Genomic DNA, 26339 nt, shown 5'->3' on the forward strand with positions numbered 1-26339 from the left:
ATGGGGACGATTTTAGACAAAATTGTAGACCAAAAGAAAAAGGAAGTTGCGGCATTATATGAAACATATACACCAATAAAAGAAAGTAGAAAGACACATTCACTCGTAGAAGCATTACAGCAGTTTACTGTTATTGCAGAAGTAAAGCGAGCATCACCATCAAAAGGAGATATCAATTTACACGTGGATGTACGAAAACAAGTGAAAACATACGAAGAATGCGGCGCAGGAGCAGTTTCTGTTTTAACAGACGGTCAATTTTTTAAAGGATCGTTTCATGATTTACAAACCGCAAGAGCAGAAAGTAACATTCCGCTTTTATGTAAAGATTTCATAATCGATACAATTCAAATTGATAGAGCGTATGAAGCTGGCGCAGATATTATTTTATTAATTGTAGCGGCGTTAACGAAAGAGAAGTTAAAAGAGTTGTATAGCTACGTACTAGAAAAAGGGTTAGAAGCAATTGTTGAAGTTCATGATGAACAGGAATTAGAAATTGCGATCCAATTAAATCCGCACGTTATCGGTATTAACAACCGTAATTTAAAAACATTCGAAGTCGATTTAAGCCAAACAGAAAAGCTTGGAAAACGATTAAACAAGGAGAAATTACTTTGGATTAGTGAAAGCGGGATTCATTCAAAAGAAGATATTATTCGCGTCAAACGAGCTGGAGCGAAAGGTGTATTAGTTGGAGAAGCACTTATGACATCATCTTCTATTCGTACCTTTTTTGAAGATTGTAAGGTGAACATATGAAAGTGAAAATTTGCGGCATCACTGATGTTGAAACGGCAAAACGTGCTTGTGAATACGGAGCTGATGCACTCGGATTTGTTTTTGCAGAAAGTAAGCGGAAAATCAATCCAAAGAGAGCGAAAGAAATCATTCAGGAGATTCCAGCAACCGTATTAAAAATCGGTGTTTTCGTAAATGAATCAGTAGAAGAGATTCAGAAAATTGCAGATGAATGCGGGTTAACGCATGTGCAACTACATGGGGATGAAGATAATCATCAAATCAGAAGATTGAATATTCCGTCTATAAAATCACTCGGAGTAACTGCAAAGGACGATATGAAAAAGGCTCAAACATATGAAGCGGATTATATATTGTTTGATAGCCCAAAAGAAAAGTTTCACGGAGGAAATGGAAAGAAATTTTCATGGGAGTTACTCACGCATATGCCAAAAGAGTTGCGAGAGAAAACGATATTAGCTGGTGGCTTAAACGCTCTTAATATAGAAGAAGCGATTCGAACTATTCAGCCGTGCATGGTCGATGTAAGTAGCGGAGTAGAGACAGAAGGAAAGAAAGATGTAGAGAAAATAAAACAATTTATTATAAAAGCAAAGGAGTGTTCCAAATGAACTATGCATATCCAGATGAAAAAGGTCACTACGGTATATATGGAGGACGATACGTTCCAGAAACGTTAATGCAATCTGTATTAGAACTAGAAGAAGCATATAAAGAGGCAATGGAAGATGAAGCGTTTCAAAAAGAATTAAATTATTATTTAAAAACGTATGTCGGAAGAGAAACACCGCTTTATTTCGCTGAAAATATGACGAAGTATTGCGGCGGTGCAAAGATTTATTTAAAACGTGAAGATTTGAACCATACAGGAGCTCATAAAATTAATAATACAATTGGTCAGGCACTTCTTGCAGTACGAATGGGCAAGAAAAAAGTTGTTGCTGAAACAGGGGCTGGACAACACGGTGTTGCAACAGCTACTGTATGTGCCCTTCTCGGTTTAGAATGCGTCATCTTTATGGGAGAAGAAGATGTGAGACGCCAAAAATTAAACGTGTTTCGAATGGAATTACTCGGAGCGAAAGTAGAAAGTGTAGCGGCAGGTAGCGGCACATTAAAAGATGCGGTGAACGAGGCGCTTCGTTACTGGGTTTCACACGTGCATGATACGCACTACATTATGGGATCCGTTCTTGGACCACATCCATTCCCGCAAATTGTCCGTGATTTCCAAAGTGTAATTGGAAATGAAACGAAAAAACAATATGAAGCGTTAGAAGGGAAATTACCAGAAGCAGTTGTTGCTTGTATTGGCGGTGGTAGTAATGCGATGGGAATGTTTTATCCGTTCGTACACGATGAAGAAGTTGCTCTTTACGGCGTAGAAGCAGCTGGAAAAGGCGTTCATACAGAACAGCATGCAGCTACTTTAACGAAAGGAAGCGTCGGAGTTTTACACGGATCGATGATGTATCTTCTACAAAATGAAGAGGGACAAATTCAAGAAGCTCATTCTATTTCAGCAGGACTAGATTATCCAGGTGTTGGGCCGGAACATAGCTTGCTAAAAGATATTGGCCGCGTTTCGTATCACTCGATTACAGATGAAGAAGCGTTAGAAGCATTTCAATTATTAACGAAAAAAGAAGGGATTATCCCGGCGTTAGAAAGCTCGCATGCTGTCGCATACGCATTAAAATTAGCACCGCAAATGAAAAAAGACGAGGGGCTTGTCATTTGTTTATCTGGCCGCGGTGATAAAGATGTAGAGAGTATAAAACGTTATATGGAAGAGGTGTAAAAAATGGGAGTAGAAAAAATTAAAGCAGCATTTGAAAATGGCAAGAAAGCATTTATTCCGTACGTAATGGGTGGAGATGGTGGCCTTGAAAAATTAAAAGAAAGAATTCGTTTTCTAGATGAGGCTGGAGCAAGCATCGTTGAAATTGGTATTCCGTTTTCAGATCCAGTTGCAGATGGCCCAACGATTCAAAGAGCAGGGAAACGAGCACTAGATAGCGGTGTAACAGTAAAAGGCATTTTTCAAGCATTAATAGAGGTAAGGAAAGAAGTACAAATTCCGTTTGTACTTATGACATATTTAAATCCAGTACTCGCATTCGGAAAAGAACAATTCATTGAAAATTGTATAGAAGCAGGGGTAGACGGTATTATTGTTCCAGATTTACCGTATGAAGAACAAGACATTATTGCACCGCTTCTCCGAACGGCAAATATCGCTTTAATCCCACTCGTTACCGTAACGAGCCCAATTGAGAGAATCGAAAAAATTACAAGTGAATCAGAAGGATTCGTCTACGCCGTTACAGTAGCGGGCGTAACAGGAGTACGTCAAAATTTTAAAGAGGAGATTCATAGTTACTTAGAAAAAGTAAAATCACATACGAATTTACCGGTAGTAGCAGGGTTCGGTATTTCAACGAAGGAACATGTAGAAGAAATGATTACAATATGTGACGGAGTTGTCGTTGGAAGTAAAGTGATCGAGCTGTTAGAAAATGAAAAACGAGAAGAGATATGTGAATTCATACAGGCAACAAAACAAAAAGAAGAGGCATAAGTCTCTTCTTTTTGTTTTGCGTAATAAATGTTAAAATATACAGAAAATACATATAATTTAGAGGGTGAGAAGGCATGCTAAGACGTAAACTATTATATCTACTTCTAACTGTACCACTATACGCTTGGCTCATTAGCATGACAAAAATAGAGTTGATGGCTCTATTTTTAGGATATGTATTCATCTTTTCCAACTTAAATCGCATTCAAGAACAGTCTATTTTAGAAATATGTCTATTTTCCATTAGTATAGAATTATTTAGTATCGTTTCGATTGTATTATTAAATGAATTATTCAGATGGATCCGTTCATTTGAATTAATGAAATTTGGGAATATTGTATTGCAAGTAATATGTGCTTATATTGTGTTTGTTGTGTTAGACAAAATAATCAGGCAGCAGAGGGTTTTTCAAGATAAGAGAAAATGGAACTGATTCAAAAAAGGAGCTAAATGGCTCCTTTTTTAAATCTGTTGCAAAAACAATTGAAATTTATGTCATCTGTTATATAATAGTTAAAAATTGTATTTTTAATGAAAAGAGATGATAACATGGCCATATTGTTGGCACTTATCCCAATTATGATGATTTTCATTTGTTTATTTTTATTTAAACAAACGTCATTAAGGTCTTCTTTAATTGCTTACGTTGTGTCTGTTGGAATCGTTTTACTCTCGCCAACGTTTCAACTAGGGATAAGTGAAACTGTGCACGCAACGATTAAAGGTTCGTTAATTTGTTTTATTGTTGGGTACGTTTTGTTTTTCGGCATTTTTTTATTTCACCTCATGAACAAAATGGGGTACATCGATCAAGTAGCACGTTTTTTAGAAGAAGTTACGCACGATCGTTTATTACAAATGCTTCTTATGTGTTTTGGTATTTGCCCACTAATTGAATCAGTAAGTGGATTTGGAATTGGCTTTATGGTTGCAGCACCTATTTTTCTATCATTAGGCTATAAACCGTTTCAATCTGTACTGCTCTCGTTTATCGGCTTACTAGCTAGTTCATGGGGAGCAATGGCAACTGGTACGATTATCGGTTCGCAACTTATCAATATGCCTCTTACAACACTCGGTACAAATACAGCGCTATTAAGTATCCCGATGTTTGCTTATTTCGTCATTCTTTCTTTATATGTTGTTGGCGGCTGGCAGGCGGTTATTGAAAAGTGGAAGGAAGGATTCGGTTTCTTTCTATTATTTTCTCTTGGAATCTATCTTTCTAACGCATACGTAAGTGTTGAACTAGCAGGTATATTAAGTTCCATCGTTACCATTACATTTGGCTTTCTTATTGTTAAATTAAAAGGAAAAAACGAACAAAACCTAATAACAGAACATGCTGCTACAACGGAGAGAGAAGTATCTATTATAAAAATTATTAGCCCTTATATATTTCTAACAGTTTGTATTTTACTTTCTCGCCTTGTACCAGTATTCCATGACTTATTGAGATCATATGCGGTTCTTGATTTAAAATCATACTCTTACAAACTAGAGCTACTATATTCGCCAGGTTTTTGGCTAGGTATGACTTGTTTATTTACAATCATTTTCTTCCGAATTTCATCAAATATTATTAAACAATCACTCTCGCAAACGATAAAACAATGGATTCCCTTTGCGATTACGACGACAATGTTTATCGCCATTTCAGAACTAATGGGTGCATCTGGCATGCATGCATTACTGGCAAAAACAGCTGGTGAAACGTTTGGAACTTTTTTCGTTTTCGTTGCTCCGTTTATCGGCGGAATCGGTGGCTTTTTAACAGGTAGTAACGCAGGCTCAAATGCGATGTTTATAAAACTACAAATGCAAACGGCACAAAACGTAGCACTCCCGTGGCAATACGTTACAACACTTCAAAACACCGCCTCGTCAGTAGCGACAATTGCTTGTCCGTCACGGATTACACTAGGTGCGTATTTATGTAACATCCCGTATCGTGAAAATGAACTATTAAAGAAGACGACGTTAATGATTTTTGGTGCGGTGTTACTTGTAGTGGTAGAGGTTATTGTTTGGTATATGTTGAGAAATTAAAAATCCTCCTAACATAGGAGGATTTTTTGCACGATTGGATAATGTTTTAAATATGAACAGCTTCTACTAAATGAATAGGAGATGAAATGTATGCCCCTAAAAAACTACGGCGTGTTAAAAGGTACCGTTATACAATCTAAGATCGGAAAAGGGAAAACTCCTCATTATCAAGTTCATTTACAAGGTGAAGCAGAAGTAGATTATCGTATTGCAATTAATGTAAAGTCGCAAAGTTACCCGTCAGAAGTTTTATATTTTGCAAGCGACAATATTCGGTCAGAAGCGATTCATATTTTACCGACGTTACCGTTTGGTTTTACAGAAATAAAAAACAATGAGCCGAAAGTAGCTTTAGATTATGTAAGAGGTAATGTATTTGATTCGAAACAAATGATTCCTTTACCTGCTGAAAAAGCAGGAGTAGACAATGATTTAAATGAAAAAATAGAACATTATATAAAACGAGCGATAGAAAAAAAAGCAATTATTTACGCGTTCGGTGAAAGATGGGGACCAGAAGAAAATACACCCGATTCTTACTTTCATTTCGAACCAGGAAACGGGATACACGATATTCACATGAATCAAGGAAATGTAGAGAAATGGAAAGGTGATGATGGCATATGGCAAGACGGAGGAATACTCATTCACTTCGAGAAGGAAGAAGAATGGATCGGTATTTTTCTTGCCTTCCAATCACAGTCATGGTGTACCGATGAAGAGGGACATGCTCGTGTGCCGGTTGAGAACTGTAATTATACAAATAAGAGGTTATTATATAAGTAAAGGCCATTGCAAGTTAGATGGCCTTTTTTGCATAATACAATTATTTACAATTGAATTTACTTTGGTAGAATTGAATAGTCAGAATAAAAGGGGAGGGTGGAAATGAAAGAAAATAAACCGAAAGTTCTAATACTGGGATCTTGTCATATGAGTGAGCATGAAGAATTATTATCGGAAAAGAGGCAAGCCGAAATTAGAGAGCTTGTTTCTATCATACAGAAATTCCAGCCAACAAAAATTGCAGTTGAAAGTATTACAGATAAGCAGGATAAATTAAATGAGAATTTTAAACAGTACAAGATAGGTGCATACGAATTAGCATTAAATGAAATAGATCAAATTGGTTTTAGAATGGCAACAAACTTAAAGCATAAACAGGTTATATGCAATTGATTGGATGGGTGGAAATGAAGTTACTGATGTTTGGGATGTACATAAATGGGTGAAAGAAAATCAACCAGATTTATTTGAAGAAATATTTAGTTTGGTACCAGAAATAAATTTAGCGGATACTAAAAGTGTTCTTGAGTTTTACCAAGAAATGAATAATCAAGAAGTATTTAATCAGCTACATAAGTTATATGTAAATATGGCACGCATTGGTGATTTCGGTCAATATGTTGGGATGGAATGGTTAACATGGTGGTATAAAAGAAATTTAATTATGTATTCAAATATTGTTCGTTTAATTGAATCAACTGATGAACGTATTTTATTTATAGTTGGTGTGTCACATTGTTCGATTGTTGCTAGATTCCTTGAAGAAGGAGAGAATTGTGAGGTCGTATTAGCAGACAAATATCTGTATGAAGAACATGCATTTAAATAAAAGGGTATCCAGTTGTAATTGGATACCCTTTTATTTAAATAGAACGCCCTCCTCTTATTTTATAAAAACCAAAACTAACAAGTGTAGAAATACAAGAGAACAACAGTGCCACACTAGAAAACGCAATGAGATACATATTATACTTCATCATTTTTCCAATAAGCTGGTTACTATCGTACTGAAACAGTCCCGCTATTATATTGAATAAAAATAACACGATAAACATGACGATAATGCCGTCTATTGATCCTTTAATGTCTGGTTTACTTAAAGCGATATGGGCCGAAATACAAATAGCGATAAATAAAAATAGCCAAAAGGAAGGATTCAATAAATTGCTTATTGTAAATAAGCTTTTCAACAATACAAATGTTGAAAAGAGCATGTTTTGAACCATTTCTACATTAATAGAAGTAGAAGCGATTGTTTTTTCGAGAGTTGTATGAAATAAGAAATATGAATTTGGTACGAAATAGCGCATTAAAAGGATTAGTGAAGTAATACCGGAAATAATAGGACCAATTCCAATGAAGAAATTCCCAATTCGTTGATATACACTTTTTTGATTGTATTGATGTTGTACGTAACCTAAAGCACCTTGACTTGTATCTGTTGGAAAGAACTGCGTTGCTACAATTTTATGACGGAACAGCACGCACATAATGGCATGTCCAAGTTCGTGAATAGGAACACCAAGCCAAGCCGTTAATAGGAATCCTTTTCTTCCGAAAGCTCTCGACCAATACATTCGTGTGAGAGATTCTAAATAACCTAATAGAAATCCAATTACAATGATAACACCAATTAAGGAAAATAATTGGATTACGCTTGTAAGGAGTATTTGAAAAATTGAGTTTAACAATTCCATTGTTTTTCATCCAATCTGTTAAAAATATTATTTATCCGACTTTAATGGGCAGTAAGACTCCCATCTCAAAATTCAGCGAAAGCAAAGAAGTTAGGTAGGGGGCGGGCTGCCCATAAAAGTCCGATTGGTGAGGGCTGATAATCAGTGGGGGATGAAGAAAACCCCCACTGATTAAAGTTTCACTTTATTCTGTTTCATAATAGCATTATTTTTCAAGATTGCTAACATATATATTTCTTTTGAAAGAAGGATTTCATAATCTTTTTCTAGTAGTCATGTTTTATGTCCCAAGTCATATATTGAATTTGTAACACCCTATATGGTATCTACTTAAGGGGGGGAATGCGAGAATGAAATGTCCGGCGTGTCATACAGAAAATACAGCAGAGGCAAAGTTTTGCGGGAATTGTGGACATTCGTTAACGGAGGGAGCAGTAGCGAGTAGTTCACAGGAAGAAGGTGAGCAACAGGCACGCGTAGCACAAGCGAAGGAAGCTCGACCAAATGAAACGGTAGAGCAAGCAAAGCAGTTTGCAAGTGGCTATTTTCAGTTTTTTAAACACGCATTACAAGCACCGACAGCTATTATGAAAAGTGGTAAGGTTGAAGTACGAAATGGAATTGTAAGTCTTGTTCTTATTTGTTTTTTAGGGGCATGTATTTTTTATAGAATGATGAGTGCTGGGGCAGCACTTACGAGAACATTAGCGCCAGATTTATCTACTCCTTCTTTCTTTGGAGACTCTATAACAGTCTTTTTATTTTTACTCATTTTAACTTTATTTATCGGATTTATTATCTTTGTAAGTGGAAAGATGATGAAATCTTCATTTTCATTTCTTGAAGTATTTGGTGTGTGGGGAATGATAGCGACACCAGCTATTGCTATATTAGTTCTTTCTTTTCTGTTTAGCTTTTTATTAATCTTTTTCTTACCAATTTTATTAGGGCTGTCTACAACGTATATGGCAATTAGTATAATTGTAGCTATAGTAAAACTAGATAACGGCGGATTAGATTCTATTTATACACTACTTATCGCAAATGTTTTAATCGGAATTGCAACATTCATTGTACTGTGGTCTTACATTAGCACGATAATTCAAACCTTTACACAGGGAATAACTGGTCTCTAAAGAAAAGGTGGATGAATGTATGTACAAAGTGTGGGATTCAGTTTGAAGATTGAATCTTATAATGTTGAACTGAATAAATCAAGAGAATAGAACATATGAAAAAGGTACAGTGCACAACTGTACCTTTTCTATGGTTTTTTAGCTGGACCAGGTTCTCTTGAGAAAAAGATATGAAAGAGGAATGTGACTTTGCTTGCTCCTCCTGATGTACTGGCTTGCACATCAGATAAAGAACTAGATGTTAAAGCCGCTTCGGAACGAGGCGGGACGACTATTTTGAGAGTGTCATCTGATTCTGAGGATATAGTAACTGTTATTGTATCATCAGAAAAATTTATAATTTTCACAGTACCAACTGGGAAGATTGATTTATTGGCGTGTGATGCAGAAGAGAAGCGAGTGGCTTTCCAAATAGTTTGTGGGAAAGTGTCATTGTCAGATAACCAAGCGCGAGCGCTGTATAAAGTTGCACTAACGGTAAACTCTTGTTCAAGTGGAAGGGCGGGTTTTGGTTCTCTCGGTTCTTCTGGGAGCTGGACGAGAAGGCCGGCGCACATGTATGTTTCACCTACTTTCGGTAGTTACTGTTATAGCATATTAAACATGTTGTTTATAAGACACGACGGTTACCTATTTAGGCATAGGTTTGTGCACAAAATTTGAAGATGAAATTCTCTTTCTTTACAATGGAAGTAGGTGTTATTTCTATAAAATATGGAAAACGTAAAGAGTATGTAAAAAAGAAGGAGTGGTAAAGTGAATTATGTCATTATTGGCGGAGATGCAGCTGGTATGAGTGCAGCGATGCAAATTGTTAGAAACGATGAAAATGCAAATGTTGTGACGTTAGAAAAAGGTGAGATTTATTCATACGCGCAGTGTGGGTTACCGTATGTCATTAGTGGTGCTATCGCTTCAACGGAAAAATTAATTGCGCGTAATGTGAAGACGTTTCGTGATAAATATGGAATTGATGCGAAAGTACGACATGAAGTAACGAAAGTAGATACGGAAAAGAAAATGGTATACGCAGAGCATACGAAGACGAAAGATGTCTTTGAATTTCCGTATGATCGATTATTAATTGCGACCGGAGTACGTCCTGTTATGCCGGAATGGGAAGGCCGAGATTTACAAGGTGTTCATCTTTTAAAAACAATTCCGGATGCTGAGCGCATATTAAAAACGTTAGAAACGAATAAAGTTGAAGATGTAACCATTATTGGCGGCGGTGCAATTGGACTTGAGATGGCAGAAACATTCGTCGAACTTGGTAAGAAAGTAAGAATGATTGAGCGAAATGATCATATCGGTACAATTTATGATGCAGATATGGCGGAATATATACATAAAGAAGCAGATAAACATCATATTGAAATTTTAACGAATGAAAATGTAAAAGCGTTCAAAGGGAATGAACGAGTAGAAGAAGTTGAAACGGATAAAGGTACGTATAAAGCGGATCTTGTTTTAGTATCTGTCGGAGTGAAGCCAAATACTGATTTTCTTGAAGGAACAAATATACGTACAAATCATAAAGGGGCAATTGAAGTAAATGCATATATGCAAACGAATGTGCAAGACGTATATGCAGCTGGTGATTGCGCAACACATTACCACGTTATAAAAGAAATTCATGATCATATCCCGCTCGGCACGACTGCCAATAAACAAGGGCGACTTGCTGGACTGAATATGCTGGATAAACGAAGAGCCTTTAAAGGTACGTTAGGTACAGGCATTATTAAATTTATGGATTTGACGCTTGCAAGAACAGGTTTAAATGAAAAAGAAGCAAACGGACTACATATCCCGTATAAAACAGTCAAAGTAGATTCGACAAATATGGCGGGCTATTATCCAAATGCGAAACCACTTTATTTGAAATTACTATACCGTTCTGACACGAAACAATTATTAGGTGGACAAGTGATAGGAGAAGAAGGTGTAGATAAACGGATTGATGTAATCGCAATGGCACTTTTCAATAAAATGAGCATTCACGATTTAGAAGATGTCGACTTAAGTTACGCACCGCCATATAACAGCGTTTGGGATCCAATTCAGCAAGCGGCAAGGCGAGCGGAATAGCACTTTTTAAGTGCTATTTTTTTTCGTTAAAAGGGGAATCATCATTTTTGTCGAATGAAGAGGATTGGGAAATGGTTACATATAGGAAAGGGGATCATTAAAAATGTTTGCAACACTTCAAACCGTTCAAGAATCAGAAAAAGAAATATTACGTAATTTGTACGCACTATATCTTCATGACCTCTCTACATTCACTCCTAATATAACGATCGGGCCAAATGGATTTTTTGAATACGAAGATTTGCATACGTTTTGGGTAAATGATGGAATTACTCCGTATTTTATAAAAGCTGAAAATAGCATTGTAGGATTTTTATTATTGTTGGAACGTCCATTTTTGAAGAAGGAAAACGACTTTAGTATTCATGACATTTTCTTATTGAATCAGTACAAAGGAAAAGGAATCGGTAAACAAGTTATTGAGAGTTTGCTAAAAGAGAAACGAGGAAAATATTTCGTTATCGAACTTGTGAAAAATGTACCAGCTGTTTCTTTTTGGAAGAAAGTATATAGGGAGCTAAACATCGAATTTGATGAGAAAATACAGTTAATCGATGATGAAGAATGTCTCGTTCAAACGTTTGAAATATAATGAAATGGATTCTTTTAGTATATTACTTTGAAATTTAACTTTATTTTGAATATATCTTTCACCCTTGAAAACATAGTATGTATCGCTTATATTGTCATATAGTATTTATTTTAAAACAAAGCAATGAACGAACCAGGGGGCACAGTATGGCAATTAATATGAAAACAATCGAAGAATGGATTGCTGAATCAAACACAAGACATGAAGAAGACTTTGGACACGTTATTGAAGAGATGAAAGAAGTATGCGTCGGACTTGATAATGCGACATTAATTTATACGAAAAATGTATTTTGTTTCGGTAAGAAAGTAGAAGTCTTTTTCTTCTTCCAAGACCATGTCGTGATCGGACAAGAAAAAGATGAATATGTTGAAATTGAAAAATTGAAGTATGATGCTATTACACATAGTAACTTAAAAACAAATGATAAAAATACAACGCTAGAATTAAAGTTTGCTAACGGACAAACTATCAATTTAGATAGTTTAAATGACAACTACGGTACGAAAAACTGGTTGTTTGCAAGACAACTTAAAAGTATCTTTAAATTAATCTAGTAAAAAGCAGACCTCAAAGGGTCTGCTTTTTATTTCATTCCTATTACACAAAGGCATCCTCTTTCTTCATAACATTTCACATTTGTAAATCCTGTCTTATAAAATAGATTTATTAATTCTTCAGTCGTTTTATATTTCTCCATATGATATTGAATTTTGAAAGTTTCGGCTACTAATAAAAAAGATCCTTTCGGTTGTAAGACGCGAAATACTTCTTTTATATCTTGTTCCACATCAGGCCAAAAGTAGTGTGTTTGAAACGCGGTTATGAGATCGAAGAAGTTTGTATTGTGAGGAATAGAGGAGACACTTGCTTGATGAATGATTACTTTCCTTGTTTTTACGTCCTGTATATTGGCTTTCTTTGAGTTTTCAACAGCTTGTTCTGCATAGTCAATTCCATATATTTTCCCAAACGGAATTCTTTTGGAAAGAGTATGTATTGTTTTGCCTCCGCCACAACCAATATCTAAAGTAATCGCATCTTTACGTATATGTATTTTTTGTAAAGCCCAATTTGTTAGTCTCGTATGTGCACTGTTCATAATACAAAGCATGGAAGAACCAATTGTCCCGCGAGGATTTTTTGCTTGCTGGATTAATCGTTGTAAAATGCTCAAGTTAAACTCTCCTTTTATGTAAGAATATATACTCATTTCGCTTTTTATAAATTAAGTCCTTTAAAAAAGCACGCCGTTCACCGGCGTGCTTCTAAATACGTAAATCCCCTTTTAACCAATTCCGCGCTCGGTAGGCTCCAACAGGAATTTGAATCAGTGCCGTTTCATTCCCAGCCTCTATCCCGTACAACTGATCACATGAATTTGTATCAAAACTTAGTAAAGGATGCCCAGCCATTCCCATTGCGGTCGCTGCAAAAACGAGTTTATGAACGAGTATACCTGCTTCCATTTGGTGAATGCGGTATCCTCTATAGCCTAATGCATTTGTATAATAATCTTTCTTTCCGACTACATGTAGGCAAAGTGGTACTTGAAAAAGATTTACGTTATCCATCGTCATACTAGATTGAAGGGGATAACGAAGATCTCCGTACCGAAGTGGTTGTATGGAATGCGTTTTACTGTTATAAGCGTAAGCGCCGTTTTCTATATCTGTTACATTATAGAAACATCCATATAATGAGACGCGCGCATTTTCATTTACATACTGACCATCAAGGTCGTTGTAATAAGGGAAGGAGAGGCTCGCTTCTTGTAGTAAAGTAGCGAGCTCGGCTGCATCCCATTTCGTTAAAATAAAGTCAACATCAGGGGAATACCGTTTTTTGCAAAGTTGTAAGAAATCATAAGATAAACGCTCTACTTTTGGCAGTTGTACAGCGTGCACATGATGTTGAAAGTGCTCTTCATGAGCTAGTGTTTGGAAGTGTGTTGTCGATTCAATCATAGAAGCTTCATTTATTTTTGTTATCATCGGATATTCATCAACATGTTTTGACCGAATGAAATGTTCATGTGCGAGCGGCGGGATTTGTTGTAACAACTCATGAGAAGTAACTGTTTTATTTTCATGGTAATCATTGTAAAACCAATCAATTTGCGGCTCTGTGCTGAAAGGAACAACAGCATACACGCTTTCTTCGCCTTCTGACAGTCCGAGTAAATGATTGATTGCACGATCTAAAAACTGAAAATATACGCCATTTGTGTAACCGAACTGTTTGGCACATTCAAGTAATTGTCCGATGAGAACACCACTATCTAACCCTTGAAGCCGATACGAAAAGTTATTGTATTTAAAGTAGTTTTTCCAAAACATAGTGGATACGAATGCAGCACCAAAACAAGAATGTAAGTTACAACGATTTCCAAGTGCTTCCGAAAGATAAGAATCGAAATTTCCTTCGCGTAGTAAGATAAGTCGGTGATGCGCGGCGTCGTAATGGTAAATACCGTCTGGATAATCGTCAATCTTTAAATATATATACAATTCATTTGGATATAAAGCACCGCCGGAAGGGATAGATCTTCGGAATAAAATTTTCTCGCTATTTAGCTGACATAATTGTGTTAAACCAAATGAGCACCAAAGGTAATGACCAATCTCATTCAAAGTAGGTGTAGTAGAAGAGTTAGGTAAAGATAATGGGATTTCTAAAGAGAGAGGAATGATAGGTACATTTCGATATAGTTTATAAGGGAGCGGTGCATCTTCCCAGTCCACTTCATGATTCGGCATAATTTCGTCTATAGAAAAATGGAGATGATGTAAAAAAGTATCCAGCTGCATAGATTCCCTCCTTTACTATGGAAATGGATGCGGATGCGGATTTAATTGTTCATTCGTTAAAGGTTCATTTGTATATCCAAGTGTCATCGGTACAGTATACACTCTATCCAGTCCTGTAATCCGAGTGAGATGGTGACCGAACGTCATCGGTAGCATGCCTGGAATAATGACTTTTACACAATGTAATCCGTTTTTTTCTATAAGAGGCACTGTTTGATTTACAACGATTACCTCAAGTCCAGATTGCCCTAGACGATTTAAAAGTTGATGAAGATCGGATGTTAAATCAAGATCAAATGATTGTAATCCGTTCATTTCTTGGAACGTTTGCATCGGAGCATCGTCACGTAAAAGAAAGTGGAGACGTTCTTCTGCTTCTTTCAATCCGTACAGCATACTGTGGTCTCCCATTTGGCTAACGAGATAAGGGTCTTGTAAGCAGTTTTCGTAGTGCTCTCTTTTTTGTTCAAGCTCATCGTCTGTTATAAGTAACATGCCTGCTATTTCGTGAATGGCACTCTTTAAAGCGCGGATTGGGTCTAAATGAGAGCCACCAGCACAAACAACGTTCATTCCATTTTCACGCGTATTTTTCGCAATTACCCATAGGCTTGGGATGCCGTGTTCCATCGTTGCGTTAAAAGCATGTAATTCATAACCGGTAATCGTGTATAGCCGCTGAATCATTAATTGTAATTCCGTATCATTTGCTGAACTAAGATCAAGGCGGGGAAGAGGTAATGCAGCATACCAAGTGAGCAAAAAGGCGTCACGCTCTACAACTTCTAAAATGCCGTGAAAAATTGCTTCTTCTAAACTACCACCAATGGCACATCCATTTGATGTTTCATATACGAAGGCATCTCGATGCCCGAGGCTATAATAAGCGATTGATTCTGGAATTAAAATTGGCCGGTTTTGTGACAACGAATATCCCCATACCCAGTTTTGTTCAAAGTCAGGATCAAACTGTTTAAATGGAAAACCATCACGATTATAATGTTCATTTGTATGCACACCGAGCGTAAGGGGATTTAGTGCATAATCCTCTAAATCATGAAAACTACCATGCACATTCGTCTTTTTTCCTCGAGGTGACATACCACAATATCGTTCTAAACCTTCTAAAATGGCAGTTGCTTCACTTATTGCAAATGAAAGAGTTCGGCCTGCAACCCCTTCATTTCCAAACATTAATGGCATGTTTATAATAACGTCAGCAAATGGTAATAAAGAATGCTGCATTTTTCCGTTCAACATACCGACTCGGTAATCTAAATAGTCCTTCGTTAAAAATGTGTTTAGTTCATGAATGGAACGACAGCGATATGTTGCATCACTTGTTTTTAAGCTCGGTTGTAATGAAATCGCTGCTGCATCTGCTGTGTCATCAGGTAAATTACTACATACAGGGCAGAGCGGATCTGGAAGAAAAGAATGCCGCGTACATTGCAGCGTTTGTAAGTTTAGTAAAATGAGTTCATTTTCTAAAGAAGAATGAGTATGAGTTAATATTTTCTCTGTTTCTGCGCAAATAAGATGGCACATTTGCAGAATACCATTTTGGGTGGCACGTACATCCCGCCTCGTTACGTTTTCTTCCTTTACCGCATATTTTCGTTGTAGCTCCCACATTTCTTTTTGATCAAATCCAGCGATAAAGCGTCGTCCATCGGCACAATGAGTACATCCTGCTGCAAGAGGATGAATATAAGGACCGATAACCCCTTCACCAAATGAAGTAAAACCACGTAGCCACGGAATATGATTTGACCGGAAAGTTAGCTCAGCGTCATGATGAATCGTAGAAGGAGAGCCGTCGTGTAATACGAGAGCGAGGTCGATATTTTCAGGGATTTCGTCTGCAATTGTGTGTTGGCGAATGATGGAATATTGTTTGCATAATTGATCATGTACATAGTCTGCAAGAACGCCATCTCCTATAAGTAATATATTTTGAGTCATAGACCGTCCTCCTTTGCAATTAATACCCCGTACACACCATCTAAGTTCTCTTTCAAAAATGGTTCGATAGCTAAATCAAACACGAATGGATAAAAATTATGTTCTTCTAAATGTTGCAAGGCAAGCTGTACAGATTGCGTGCTTGGAATTTCTTCTTCCGCTTGTATTTCTAATCTAAAAGAATCTGTGTCATATAAAATAATAGAGGATTCCGGCAAGATATTAGCTCTGTATGGAGTCTCTTCATTTTGAATATGAAGAAGGGATAGTTGTAGTGCGTTTCGTAACGCTAACGTTGTATTAATATTAGATGCGCCGTACCATCGATCATTTATACCGACCCAAACGACTGGAAAACTGAGAATCTCTTCACTTACCGCTATTTTAGGTGTTTCATGAATTGTAGCGAGAGCATCGTAATAAAATCTACAATGTTTATCATGAATTTCGGTTAAATCGACCGTCGTAATTTCTTCTAGCATATGTGAATGCCGCTCATACAATTTATTATTTAAATGTTGTTGTAGCGCCCGGTATACACCTTCTGTCATCGTTTCCCCAGCGCCAATACCGATATCGTTATGTTCAGGAATAAGGTGGTGCATAATTTCTGCTACATATGTTTCAATTCCTGCTAAACCAGCTTCTCGGCGCGCTTCGTTATGAGTCAAACCAGCGCAAATCATAAGAGGTAGGAGGGAAGCTGGACCATCTGATAGCGGTGTAGCTACTTGAATATTACATTGTGATAATGGTAATTGATATAAATCTTGTTCATCCCATACATGGAATATACCAGCTTCTTTAGAAGTTAATGAATCGAAAAAACGGAATAATTCAGTTGAAGTATGTTGGCTAGACCGATGCTCAAGTTGTTCAGAAAAGTCTTCTATCGTATCAATTGTAAAACTTTCATCAGTTGCGAGAGGGTGTTTTATAAAAGGATGCCATGCTCCTTCGAGTGTTTCATAATTTAATAAAAAGAATTGAGGTTCTTTTTCTCGGTAAGAATCATTAGCAACGTGCTTAAATAATTCAAAAACGATTATATTTGCTAGCATTGCAGATGTAATAGGGGAGAAGGCGGCTGATGAATTTTCATTTTGTAAAGTCGTTTCATGTAGCCGATGCCATGCGGATTCCCAGCATTCTTCACGATTAGCCATTACGACAGGACCAGCTATACCAAGTGTTGATAAACAAACGGCTGGTATGAAGTTCTTTCCTACTTCCTTGCAAAACGTGTGAGCTGCTCTTAGGCCATCAATATCTCCATTTTGAGAAACGTACAAAATCCAGTCGAAAGGCTCGAACACTTCATGCAGAGGACGATCAATTGTCGTGTCTATTTCTTGAACAAGTACAGTATTATCTACTTCATGTGCAAGTTCTATTAGCTCATGAATGCGGTCGTAATTCGTTTCTTCATAATCTGTCACAAGGTAATGAAAGGTAGGTAATCCGGATTCTAATAAAGAAGAAACTAAGGAAGTAAGCATATCTCCAGAACCAATTATAAGGACATTCCCTTTGCGGTACGTTTCGAATTTTAATGCGCCTGAATGAGAATCTGCTTCTAGAAATTCAATTTGCGAAGCGTATCTATCAAGCAATGCACTGTTTAATTCATGAGGTGCGTCTTGACTTACATCACGGACAAACCCATTTGTATATAAAATCTCTCCAATTTCAAACACACGATTTTGATAGGGAAGAGGGAGACCATCCGTTATTTCTGCTAAAGAATAATTACCGTTAAACATCGGCATTAATTTTTCAATCCAATTATAAATTCCATCACCGTCCATACGAAATGAACTGGCGTTATTTCGAAAATAGACACCCCCGTTTGAGTCGGGGAGGAAGAAAGTATCCTTATTTGCTTTCAATTTTGCATGAATTGGAAGGTTACTCATTTTAATCCTCCTTACGTTATAGGCATACATTATTAGCTTATGTCATGCGATTTGTCCCATATGAACGCAAAAAAGGCTGTAGAATGATTATTCTACAGCCTTTATATAATAGATTATTAATCTATCAACCTTCTAATAATAATGATTTTGGATCTTCAAGCATATCTTTAACAGCAACAAGGAAGCTAACTGCTTCTTTACCATCAACAATACGGTGATCGTAAGATAAAGCGATGTACATCATTGGACGGTTTTCCATACGCTCGTTATCAATTGCAACTGGACGTACTTGGATTTTGTGCATTCCTAAAATACCAACTTGTGGACTGTTTAGGATCGGTGTTGACATTAGAGAACCGAACACACCACCGTTTGTAATTGTAAATGTACCACCTTGTAGTTCTTTTAATGAAAGTTTGTTGTCACGTGCTTTTTTACCTAATTCACGAATTTCGCTTTCGATTTCAGCGAAGTTTAATTGGTTCGCATCGCGTACAACTGGAACAACTAATCCATCTGGAGCTGCTACTGCAATACCGATATCATAGAATTTTTTAATGATAAGCTCGTCACCTTGAATTTCAGCATTTAATAATGGGAATTGTTTTAATGCTGCAACAACTGCTTTTGTGAAGAATGACATGAAACCAAGACGTACATCATGTTTTTTCTCGAAAGCATCTTTACGCTCTTTACGTAATTCCATGATTGCAGTCATATCAACTTCGTTAAATGTTGTTAACATTGCAGATGTTTGTTGAACTTCTACAAGACGTTTTGCAATTGTTTGACGGCGGCGGGACATTTTCACGCGCTCAACTGGTTTTTCGAATTCAGTTTTTGCAACTGGAGCAGGAGCTGGACTTTTTGGAGCAGCTGGTGCTTCTTTTGGTGCTGCAGCATGAGCTTGTACATCGTGTGGTCTCACACGTCCAAGTGGATCTGTGCTACGTACGTCGTTTAAGTCGATTCCTAATTCACGAGCCATTTTTCTAGCAGCTGGTGATGCGATAGGACGGTTTGTATTTGGTAAACCTTGTAGAGTTGCAGTTTGTTCAGCACTTGGTGCCGCAGCTTTTGGTGCTTCAGCTGTTTCTTGTTTTGGTTGCTCAGCAGCCGGTGCAGGTGTACTTACTGCAACTGGTGCTCCGTTTGCATCTAAAATTGCGATAGTTGCGCCAACTTCAACTGTATCCCCAGGTTCGCCTAGTAACTTCGATACAATACCTGAATCTTCTGCAATGATTTCTACATTGACTTTATCAGTTTCAAGCTCAACAACGCTGCCACCTTTCTCAACTTTGTCGCCTACGTTGATAAGCCATTGTGAGATAGTTCCTTCAGTAATAGATTCTGCAAGCTCAGGTACTTTAATTTCGATCATTTTAAATGTCCTCCCCTTATTTGCCTAACGGTGTGTTTTTTCTTCTTTTGTCTTCGGTAATCTCCATTTGTTAGCCTGACCTTGGGCAGAATATCTGCCCAAGGAACAAGCTAGAAATCTTCATTGTTACTTTTTAGTTGCTGAAAACTTCAATTTCTAGTTTATCTTGACGGAAGTTATACTTTACATCTAAAGCGTGTGCAACAATTAGTTCTTGCTCAGCTTTGTGAGCGAATGGATCGCCGCCAGATGGGCTAGAGCGGTCTGGACGTCCGATGTAACCTGTTTTCACTTTATCTCCAGCTAGTTCGAACAGAATTGGAGCCATGTAATGCCATGCGCCCATATTACGAGGCTCTTCCTGAACCCAAATAATTTCTTCTAAGTTTTTAAAGCGTTTAATAATAGATTGAACTTTCTCAGCAGGGAATGGGTACAACTGTTCAATACGAACGATATGAATTTCATCTAAGTTGTACTCATGCTTACCAGACTCGATTTCTGCTGCTAAGTCAATCGCCATTTTACCTGTACTTAAAACAAGACGTTTTACTTTGTTTGGTTTTGTACCAAGGTTTTCTTGTTCTAAAGCAGGTTGGAAACGTCCTTCGCTTAACTGACTAGCAGTTGAAAGCGTAAGTGGGTGACGTAATAAACTCTTCGGCGTCATCAGTACTAATGGTCGAACAGCTTCTGTTCCTAAGATAGATGCTTGACGACGTAAAATATGGAAGTATTGTGCCGCGCTCGTTAAGTTTGCAACTGTCCAGTTGTTCTCAGCAGCTAACTGTAAGAATCGCTCTGGACGTGCACTAGAGTGCTCTGGTCCTTGACCTTCATAACCGTGTGGTAATAGAAGAACTAAACCAGATTTTTGACCCCATTTTGCTCTTCCAGCTGAAACATATTGATCAAATAATGCTTGCGCAGTATTTGAGAAGTCACCATATTGCGCTTCCCACATAACAAGCGTTTCTGGAGCGAATACGTTATAACCATACTCGTAACCAACAACAGCAGCTTCTGATAACGGACTGTTATGAACAGAGAATGAAGCGTTGATGTTTGGTAAGCGATGTAATGGTGAATATGTTTCATTTGTATCAGTATCGTGTAATACGATGTGACGATGCGCGAATGTACCACGCTGTGAATCTTGACCAGTTAAACGAATTGGCGTACCTTCTTGTAAAATAGAAGCGAATGCTAATGACTCAGCAAGTGCCCATTCAATTTTACCGTTCTCTTCAAGAGCATCTTTACGGCGCTCAAGAATTTTCTTCACCTTCGGATATACGTTAAATCCTTCTGGCCAAGATAATAGACCTTCATTAATTGCACGAAGTGAATCAAGCCCAACACCAGTATCGATTGGCTGAATGCCTTTTGCAACAACATCTGGCACTTTAACGTGAATTGTTGCATCGCTCGTATCAGCTGGCGGTACTTGTGCATAGTCAGATTTTAATTGCTCTTGTATAAACTGTGTAATTGTTTCAATTTCATCTGCATTTAGAACACCAGCAGCTTGTAATTGGTCTGCATAAATTGCTCTTACAGTTGGGTGATTTTTAATCTTTTTGTACACTTGTGGTTGTGTAACTGCTGGGTCATCCATTTCGTTATGACCGTAGCGGCGGTAACCAATTAAATCGATTAAGAAATCTTTTTTGAACAACATGCGATATTGAATCGCAAGGTTAGCAGCAGCAAGACAAGCTTCCGGATCATCAGCGTTCACGTGAACAATCGGAATATCGAAACCTTTTGCAAGGTCACTTGAATATTTCGTAGAACGAGAATCATAGCTATCAGTTGTAAAACCAACTGCATTGTTTGCGATAACATGAATTGTTCCGCCTGTTTGGTACGCGTTCAATCTGCTTAAGTTGAGTGTCTCAGATACAATACCTTGACCAGGGAATGCAGCATCACCGTGAACTAAAATTACGAATGATTTTGAAGTATCTTGTTCTGGAAGACCAGATTTTTTACGGTTTTCTTGAGCCGCACGTGCGAAACCTTCTACAACAGGGTTAACGAACTCAAGGTGACTTGGATTATTTGCTAATGTAACGCGAGTGCTAACTTCCTCGTTACTAACGACTTGTTCTCTACCTAAATGGTATTTCACGTCGCCAGTCCAGCCAGAATTTGCTACTGCGCCTTCTATTTTTGCATGTTTGAACTCAGCAAACATGTGACTATATGGTTTTTCTAATACGTGTGCAAGTACGCTTAGACGACCGCGGTGAGCCATACCAATCATGACATCTTCTACGCCGTTCTTGGCACCTTCTAGCACAATTTCATCTAGAACAGGTACAAGCATATCAACGCCCTCGATAGAGAAACGCTTTTGCCCAACGAATGTTTTATGCAAGAATTGCTCGAAACCTTCAACAGCTGTTAAACGTTTTAAAAGAGCAGTTCGTTTTTTATTTGATAGTGGTTGACGCAATGAATTTGATTCCACCATTTGATGCAACCACGCGCGTTCTTCACTATCTTGTATATGAGAAAATTCATAAGCTAAAGATTGTGTATACACTTCTTTTAATCTATGAATTACATCAAGTGCAGTGTGAATACCTTCTGGTGCATCTTGCCATACTGTTTTAGCTGGAATCGCTTTCAAATCAGCATCGCTCAGTTCGTTCATTGCTTTCTCAAGAAGAGATTGTCCATTTGCAGCATCCTCCATCGGATTGATGTGAGCCAACGTATGCCCGAAAGAACGAATCTGTTCAACAAGCTGAACGACTTTAAGAATCTTTTCAATGTTACCTGTGTTTTGAGGAGAAAAATGTGTTGCTGTGTTGTCCCCTGTTACGACATCATCTTGAAACGAAGGAGCTCCAAAAATTTCAAAAAGCTCTTGTAATTCCGGATCAACAGAACCTGCTCCAGTTACGTAAAGATCATACTGTTCAATAACATAACCAAGGTTCGGACCGTGGAACTTGGCCCAAGGGTTTGTCGTTGTATTCTTCCTCGTCATTTGTTTAAACCTCCCAATGCATATAATCCTTTTTCCATACAAAAAGGTGCATTTTGCTCTTTTCAATAATTGATGAACCAATAATCAATGTAAATGTTTTTCTTTACTCTTATGTTATTACAATAATTTACATAATACCAAACACTATTACTTATCTGTTTTGTAAAAAAACATTCACAATAACTTATCACCCAAGTTAATCTTTCATGTTATAAAGTAATTTTACAGAAAAATAGGGTGGATATATTTGGTATACCTATACGAATAACTAAAATTGTTGCATGTAAATATAAGTATAATAGTTAGAATGTTTCGATAAAAATAAGTTCGAATTATGTATATTGAAATAATAAGCGCTTTCATTGATATTATACAACAATATAACGGAATATAGTATAAAAAATAAAAAATTATGAATTTAGCGTAAACTTTATTTAGATAGTGTTAAATATTGAAAGGAAAGTGAAGGATTTCTACAAAAAAAGTTGCTAAACATAAAAAATGCTTCATAAACAGTTAGTTTCTATAAATATGACGAAAAACACCGTAAAATCAATAACGCATTTCGTGGAATAAAGAGAGAAATGAAATATTTTAAAAGGATAAAACAAATATGGAGATATTAAATTTTAAAAAAAGAGAGGTGGAGATATAGTAACAGTTATTTACATTGTTCCATGTTTCATTACAAAATAGACGTACTGAAATTCAAAAAGTTTCTTCTATATAAATAGCGTGAATAATAATTAAAATGAATGTAAAGGAAGCTTGACGTAAAGTTTGCTTTACGTATATACTCGGTATAAGGGAGGAGGGAGAAAATTCCTTGGAAAATAAAATGGTCGAATACCGAAAAAAATTTGGACTATCTCAAGAAAAATTGGCTGAGAAACTTGGCGTTTCCAGACAAACCATCATTTCAATTGAAAAAGGAAAATACGATCCGTCACTTCCGTTAGCATTTGAAATAGCAAAAACATTTCAGACAACGATAGAACATGTATTTATTTATGAAGGAAAAGAAGGGGAGGAGTAAAGATGAACTATTCACAAAAGTACTTCGTAATTATGGGGATTATTTTTCTATTTATGAGTGGATTTATGATATTAACAGGTATAATGACGCATTCTGCACCGCCGGCTATAACGTATCCATTGCTTGGGATGATGATTATGAGTTTTTGCCTAAGTTACCTGCACCCACAATTTAAAGAAAAAGACGAACGAATGAAACTCATTCGTTATAAAGGAATGTTCGTGACCTTTTTTGCATTAACAGCATATTATCTTCTTTTCTCTATCGGCTTAAACTTAAAAATACTTACACTATCTGCTACTGAACTATTGAACATACTTATGGCACTCACGATGAGTACCGTCTTTATCTCGTTTGTTGTTTTGGCAAAAAGATATTAAGATGGAAAAGAGAAAGGAAGATTAACATATGCAAATGATGTATGCTTTTGGCATTGGACTTGTATTATTTTTAGCCGTATTCTTATTTATTCGGAAAGACGTGCAAGGTGGGACGTTAACGAAACGAGGCTTTTATAAAATGATCGGCTGTTTAGTTGTTATGTTTATAGCGATTATCGTAATGATCGTTTTAATAAATCAGTCACTATAGAATGAACCTTACTTGAGTAAGGTTTTTCTTTTTGTTATAAAATCCTAAAATTCCCACTAAATCCATTTGTTGCATATAGTAGATATTATATAATTTAATAAAATGATAGATAGAGAGCATATTATATGAATAAAAAAACTATCTTCTTTTTATTAATATTTCTATTACTTGTAGCTAGTACTACTTATATAATATGTAACAAACGAGAACAAGTGCCACCAGTCAGAATTTCTATCAAATGTTTAACGAAGCGAAACCAAGGATTTTTGAAGTTAATAATCTATTGGATGAAATTTCAGAAGAACTCAAACACTCTGCCAAGAAATTCCGCGAAGCAGATCAAATGAATTATATGATTGCGAAGGCGAAGTCCCAAAAAAATGTAGAATATTTAAAAGGTAGTATGGACGCGAATTTTGGTGATGGTAGAGTGTCACTTAAAGGTAGTGGAACTGTGATAAATGCCGAACATGAGTTATTTGATAATGCAAACTTTACCTTTAAAGCATTAAACGGTTCAGCAGAATTCAACATACCATATACGGTCGAGGCTGCTAAAGAAGATGTTTTACAACGAAATATTATAGGGGTAAAAATAGAAGGTGCTGTTGCAGAAGAGACGATAGCTTATAAATATAATTCTTCTAAAGGTTTTGGAGAGGAATTAACTCTTACTAGCAAACAAGGAGTAGCTTCTTATGTACAGGGGATTGAGGGATTTTCTTTTAAAAGTGAAAACATGATAGCTTTGCAAGTATACGAAGCGGAAATTACGAAGATTAAGATACCTGATTATATCCCTGTATTAGGTGACTATGATATAGATGTTAAAGGTGAAATCATACTGGGTGGATATGGTTATAAAATCCGTGCAGGTGAAGAATCAGGATTTTCCGCAACAGCACCTAATGGTTATGGTGGAGGATTCTCATTTAAATTTAAGAAGGAAGAGTGAGGATGGGGTTAAAATGCGTAGAGTCACACAAGTAGTAATATGTATTGCAGCGGTACTATTAATTACACTAGCTATGATAAATGGAGAAACGTGGAAAGATAAAATTGTTATTTCGCTGGCTGTTCTTATATTTACTGGATTTTCTCTAGTGTGGAACTCATTTGTTATAAATCTTATGGAAAAAGTCAATAAAAAAAGGGGGAATAAATAAATGAAACTTTTACCGATTGGAACAGTTGTGAAGCTAGAAGATATAGAACAATTTGTGATGATTATTGGAAGAATGGTTACTTCAGCGGATAAGCGTGAGTTCGATTATATAGGTGTTCCTTATCCAGTGAGCTATCTAGGTGATGAAAAAGTATTATGTTTTAATCATGATAAAATTGTAGAGGAAATGCATAGAGGGTATATGACTGAGAGTGAATTGGTCCTACGTGAGAAATTAGTAGAATTGTAAAAAAACGTAAATCTTAAAGATATGATAGGAGAAACAAAATGGGGAAGATAATGAGAATTATTGTAATCATTGGTATTCTTATTCCTCCAGCGTTACTGTGGAGTGCACCTGATATCCCTCTAAATGTTAAACTTCTGTTTACAGGTTTACAACTAACTGTAGGATTCATCGCAGTAGTAGTATTAGAGGTAATATTTAGAAATCGAAAAAAGAAGAGGGCAAAATAGATATAAATTGTATAGAATGACAGATGAAAATATTGGTAGCTAATCTTCTCAATAAAAGAAATTAACAGAAGCAGGGAGAAATCCTTGCTTTATTTTTGTATAGAATTATTAAGTAGAGTATCGTTAAATTAGGATATCTGAGGGGGATAGGGATCTGAGTTAAAGAAACAGTAGTCTTAAGAGTTATCTCACTGATTTCAATGAGTGTAAAAACTATAATTTTAATTACTATACAAACTTAAGTAGCATTTTCTTTTCAGCCCTTTCTTAGTTTTATGGAAACAAAAAAGAGGACTACT

The 26339-nt window shown here is 36.6% G+C and carries 28 protein-coding genes; 20 read left to right on the forward strand and 8 right to left on the reverse strand.

The genetic code is table 11. The features are described 5' to 3' along the window. The 9 genes from trpC to EKQ63_RS30465 all read left to right on the forward strand — a co-directional run bounded on the left by trpC (position 1) and on the right by EKQ63_RS30465 (position 7008). Entirely contained in the window at positions 1-762 is a 762-nt protein-coding gene (gene trpC, locus EKQ63_RS07910) for an indole-3-glycerol phosphate synthase TrpC (protein ID WP_143880940.1), read from the forward strand. Then, the gene (locus EKQ63_RS07915) at positions 759-1373 is read left to right on the forward strand and encodes a phosphoribosylanthranilate isomerase (protein ID WP_087951699.1); all 615 of its coding nucleotides are present in this window, start codon (positions 759-761) and stop codon (positions 1371-1373) included. The genes trpC and EKQ63_RS07915 overlap by 4 nt, the downstream gene beginning before the upstream one ends. Continuing rightward, on the forward strand, positions 1370-2563 hold the full coding sequence (gene trpB, locus EKQ63_RS07920) for a tryptophan synthase subunit beta (protein ID WP_087951700.1): 1194 nt from the start codon (positions 1370-1372) through the stop codon (positions 2561-2563). The genes EKQ63_RS07915 and trpB overlap by 4 nt, the downstream gene beginning before the upstream one ends. A gap of 3 nt (positions 2564-2566) precedes the next feature. Then, positions 2567-3343: a tryptophan synthase subunit alpha gene (gene trpA / locus EKQ63_RS07925; RefSeq protein WP_143880941.1), complete on the forward strand. Its 777-nt coding sequence runs from the start codon at positions 2567-2569 to the stop codon at positions 3341-3343. Positions 3344-3417: 74 nt separating this feature from the next. Further along, the gene (locus tag EKQ63_RS07930; RefSeq protein ID WP_087951702.1) at positions 3418-3777 is read left to right on the forward strand and encodes a DUF4029 domain-containing protein; all 360 of its coding nucleotides are present in this window, start codon (positions 3418-3420) and stop codon (positions 3775-3777) included. Positions 3778-3893: 116 nt separating this feature from the next. Further along, a complete protein-coding gene (locus EKQ63_RS07935) occupies positions 3894-5393 on the forward strand; it encodes an L-lactate permease (protein WP_143880942.1) in 1500 nt (499 codons plus the stop codon). A 90-nt stretch (positions 5394-5483) separates the two neighbouring features. Further along, a complete protein-coding gene (locus EKQ63_RS07940) occupies positions 5484-6179 on the forward strand; it encodes a DUF2278 family protein (protein ID WP_087994556.1) in 696 nt (231 codons plus the stop codon). 102 nt (positions 6180-6281) lie between these two features. Continuing rightward, positions 6282-6572, forward strand: coding sequence for a DUF5694 domain-containing protein (locus EKQ63_RS30460; RefSeq protein WP_254912619.1), 291 nt, complete (start codon positions 6282-6284; stop codon positions 6570-6572). Between the two features lie 4 nt (positions 6573-6576). Then, on the forward strand, positions 6577-7008 hold the full coding sequence (locus tag EKQ63_RS30465; protein ID WP_254912618.1) for a DUF5694 domain-containing protein: 432 nt from the start codon (positions 6577-6579) through the stop codon (positions 7006-7008). A 34-nt stretch (positions 7009-7042) separates the two neighbouring features. Here the strand turns inward: EKQ63_RS30465 and EKQ63_RS07950 are convergent, their stop codons facing one another. Then, a complete protein-coding gene (locus tag EKQ63_RS07950) occupies positions 7043-7876 on the reverse strand; it encodes a hypothetical protein (RefSeq protein ID WP_087994555.1) in 834 nt (277 codons plus the stop codon). Between the two features lie 350 nt (positions 7877-8226). Here EKQ63_RS07950 and EKQ63_RS07955 point away from each other — a divergent pair, with 350 nt between their 5' ends. Beyond that, positions 8227-9012: a zinc ribbon domain-containing protein gene (locus tag EKQ63_RS07955; protein WP_087994554.1), complete on the forward strand. Its 786-nt coding sequence runs from the start codon at positions 8227-8229 to the stop codon at positions 9010-9012. 128 nt (positions 9013-9140) lie between these two features. On the opposite strand, the gene EKQ63_RS07960 is transcribed toward EKQ63_RS07955, so the two are convergent. Further along, positions 9141-9569, reverse strand: a complete 429-nt coding sequence (locus EKQ63_RS07960) for a hypothetical protein (RefSeq protein WP_074567599.1) — start codon at positions 9567-9569, stop codon at positions 9141-9143. A 199-nt stretch (positions 9570-9768) separates the two neighbouring features. Between EKQ63_RS07960 and EKQ63_RS07965 the strand changes: the two genes are divergently transcribed. The 3 genes from EKQ63_RS07965 (at position 9769) to EKQ63_RS07975 (ending at position 12252) form a co-directional block, all read left to right on the forward strand. Then, positions 9769-11103: an FAD-dependent oxidoreductase gene (locus tag EKQ63_RS07965; RefSeq protein WP_087951708.1), complete on the forward strand. Its 1335-nt coding sequence runs from the start codon at positions 9769-9771 to the stop codon at positions 11101-11103. A gap of 103 nt (positions 11104-11206) precedes the next feature. Beyond that, positions 11207-11695: a GNAT family N-acetyltransferase gene (locus EKQ63_RS07970; RefSeq protein WP_087951709.1), complete on the forward strand. Its 489-nt coding sequence runs from the start codon at positions 11207-11209 to the stop codon at positions 11693-11695. A 146-nt stretch (positions 11696-11841) separates the two neighbouring features. Next, positions 11842-12252, forward strand: a complete 411-nt coding sequence (locus EKQ63_RS07975) for a DUF3908 family protein (RefSeq protein ID WP_087994551.1) — start codon at positions 11842-11844, stop codon at positions 12250-12252. Positions 12253-12281: 29 nt separating this feature from the next. Here EKQ63_RS07975 and EKQ63_RS07980 read toward each other — a convergent pair whose 3' ends face one another. The 6 genes from EKQ63_RS07980 to odhA form a co-directional block, all read right to left on the reverse strand. After that, complete coding sequence (locus EKQ63_RS07980) at positions 12282-12872, reverse strand: class I SAM-dependent methyltransferase (protein ID WP_087994550.1); 591 nt, start codon at positions 12870-12872, stop codon at positions 12282-12284. Positions 12873-12963: 91 nt separating this feature from the next. Beyond that, positions 12964-14505, reverse strand: a complete 1542-nt coding sequence (locus EKQ63_RS07985; RefSeq protein WP_143880943.1) for a SagB family peptide dehydrogenase — start codon at positions 14503-14505, stop codon at positions 12964-12966. A 15-nt stretch (positions 14506-14520) separates the two neighbouring features. After that, positions 14521-16470, reverse strand: a complete 1950-nt coding sequence (locus EKQ63_RS07990) for a TOMM precursor leader peptide-binding protein (protein WP_143880944.1) — start codon at positions 16468-16470, stop codon at positions 14521-14523. Further along, positions 16467-18386, reverse strand: coding sequence for a putative thiazole-containing bacteriocin maturation protein (locus tag EKQ63_RS07995; protein WP_143880945.1), 1920 nt, complete (start codon positions 18384-18386; stop codon positions 16467-16469). The genes EKQ63_RS07990 and EKQ63_RS07995 overlap by 4 nt, the downstream gene beginning before the upstream one ends. A 124-nt stretch (positions 18387-18510) precedes the next feature. Next, a complete protein-coding gene (odhB, locus tag EKQ63_RS08000; RefSeq protein WP_000569898.1) occupies positions 18511-19770 on the reverse strand; it encodes a 2-oxoglutarate dehydrogenase complex dihydrolipoyllysine-residue succinyltransferase in 1260 nt (419 codons plus the stop codon). A 133-nt stretch (positions 19771-19903) separates the two neighbouring features. Then, positions 19904-22771, reverse strand: coding sequence for a 2-oxoglutarate dehydrogenase E1 component (gene odhA / locus EKQ63_RS08005; protein WP_087951714.1), 2868 nt, complete (start codon positions 22769-22771; stop codon positions 19904-19906). An 826-nt stretch (positions 22772-23597) separates the two neighbouring features. On the opposite strand from odhA, the gene EKQ63_RS08010 reads away from it, so the two are divergent. From EKQ63_RS08010 to EKQ63_RS08040, 7 genes are all read left to right on the forward strand, one after another. Next, complete coding sequence (locus tag EKQ63_RS08010; protein ID WP_000428510.1) at positions 23598-23807, forward strand: helix-turn-helix transcriptional regulator; 210 nt, start codon at positions 23598-23600, stop codon at positions 23805-23807. A 2-nt stretch (positions 23808-23809) separates the two neighbouring features. Continuing rightward, on the forward strand, positions 23810-24187 hold the full coding sequence (locus tag EKQ63_RS08015) for a hypothetical protein (RefSeq protein ID WP_001109901.1): 378 nt from the start codon (positions 23810-23812) through the stop codon (positions 24185-24187). 28 nt (positions 24188-24215) lie between these two features. Continuing rightward, a complete protein-coding gene (locus EKQ63_RS08020; RefSeq protein WP_001178300.1) occupies positions 24216-24398 on the forward strand; it encodes a DUF3976 domain-containing protein in 183 nt (60 codons plus the stop codon). A 238-nt stretch (positions 24399-24636) separates the two neighbouring features. Continuing rightward, the gene (locus EKQ63_RS08025) at positions 24637-25353 is read left to right on the forward strand and encodes a WXG100 family type VII secretion target (protein WP_254918721.1); all 717 of its coding nucleotides are present in this window, start codon (positions 24637-24639) and stop codon (positions 25351-25353) included. 13 nt (positions 25354-25366) lie between these two features. Next, positions 25367-25564, forward strand: coding sequence for a hypothetical protein (locus EKQ63_RS08030; RefSeq protein ID WP_001255351.1), 198 nt, complete (start codon positions 25367-25369; stop codon positions 25562-25564). Continuing rightward, a complete protein-coding gene (locus EKQ63_RS08035) occupies positions 25565-25813 on the forward strand; it encodes a DUF4176 domain-containing protein (protein WP_087994546.1) in 249 nt (82 codons plus the stop codon). Between the two features lie 38 nt (positions 25814-25851). After that, positions 25852-26040 carry a hypothetical protein gene (locus EKQ63_RS08040; RefSeq protein ID WP_000516413.1) on the forward strand — a complete coding sequence of 63 codons (189 nt, stop codon included), beginning with the start codon at positions 25852-25854 and terminating at the stop codon, positions 26038-26040. Positions 26041-26339: the final 299 nt, after the last annotated feature.

It is taken from the genome of Bacillus sp. BD59S (assembly GCF_007363175.1).
Lineage (GTDB): Bacteria > Bacillota > Bacilli > Bacillales > Bacillaceae_G > Bacillus_A > Bacillus_A pacificus.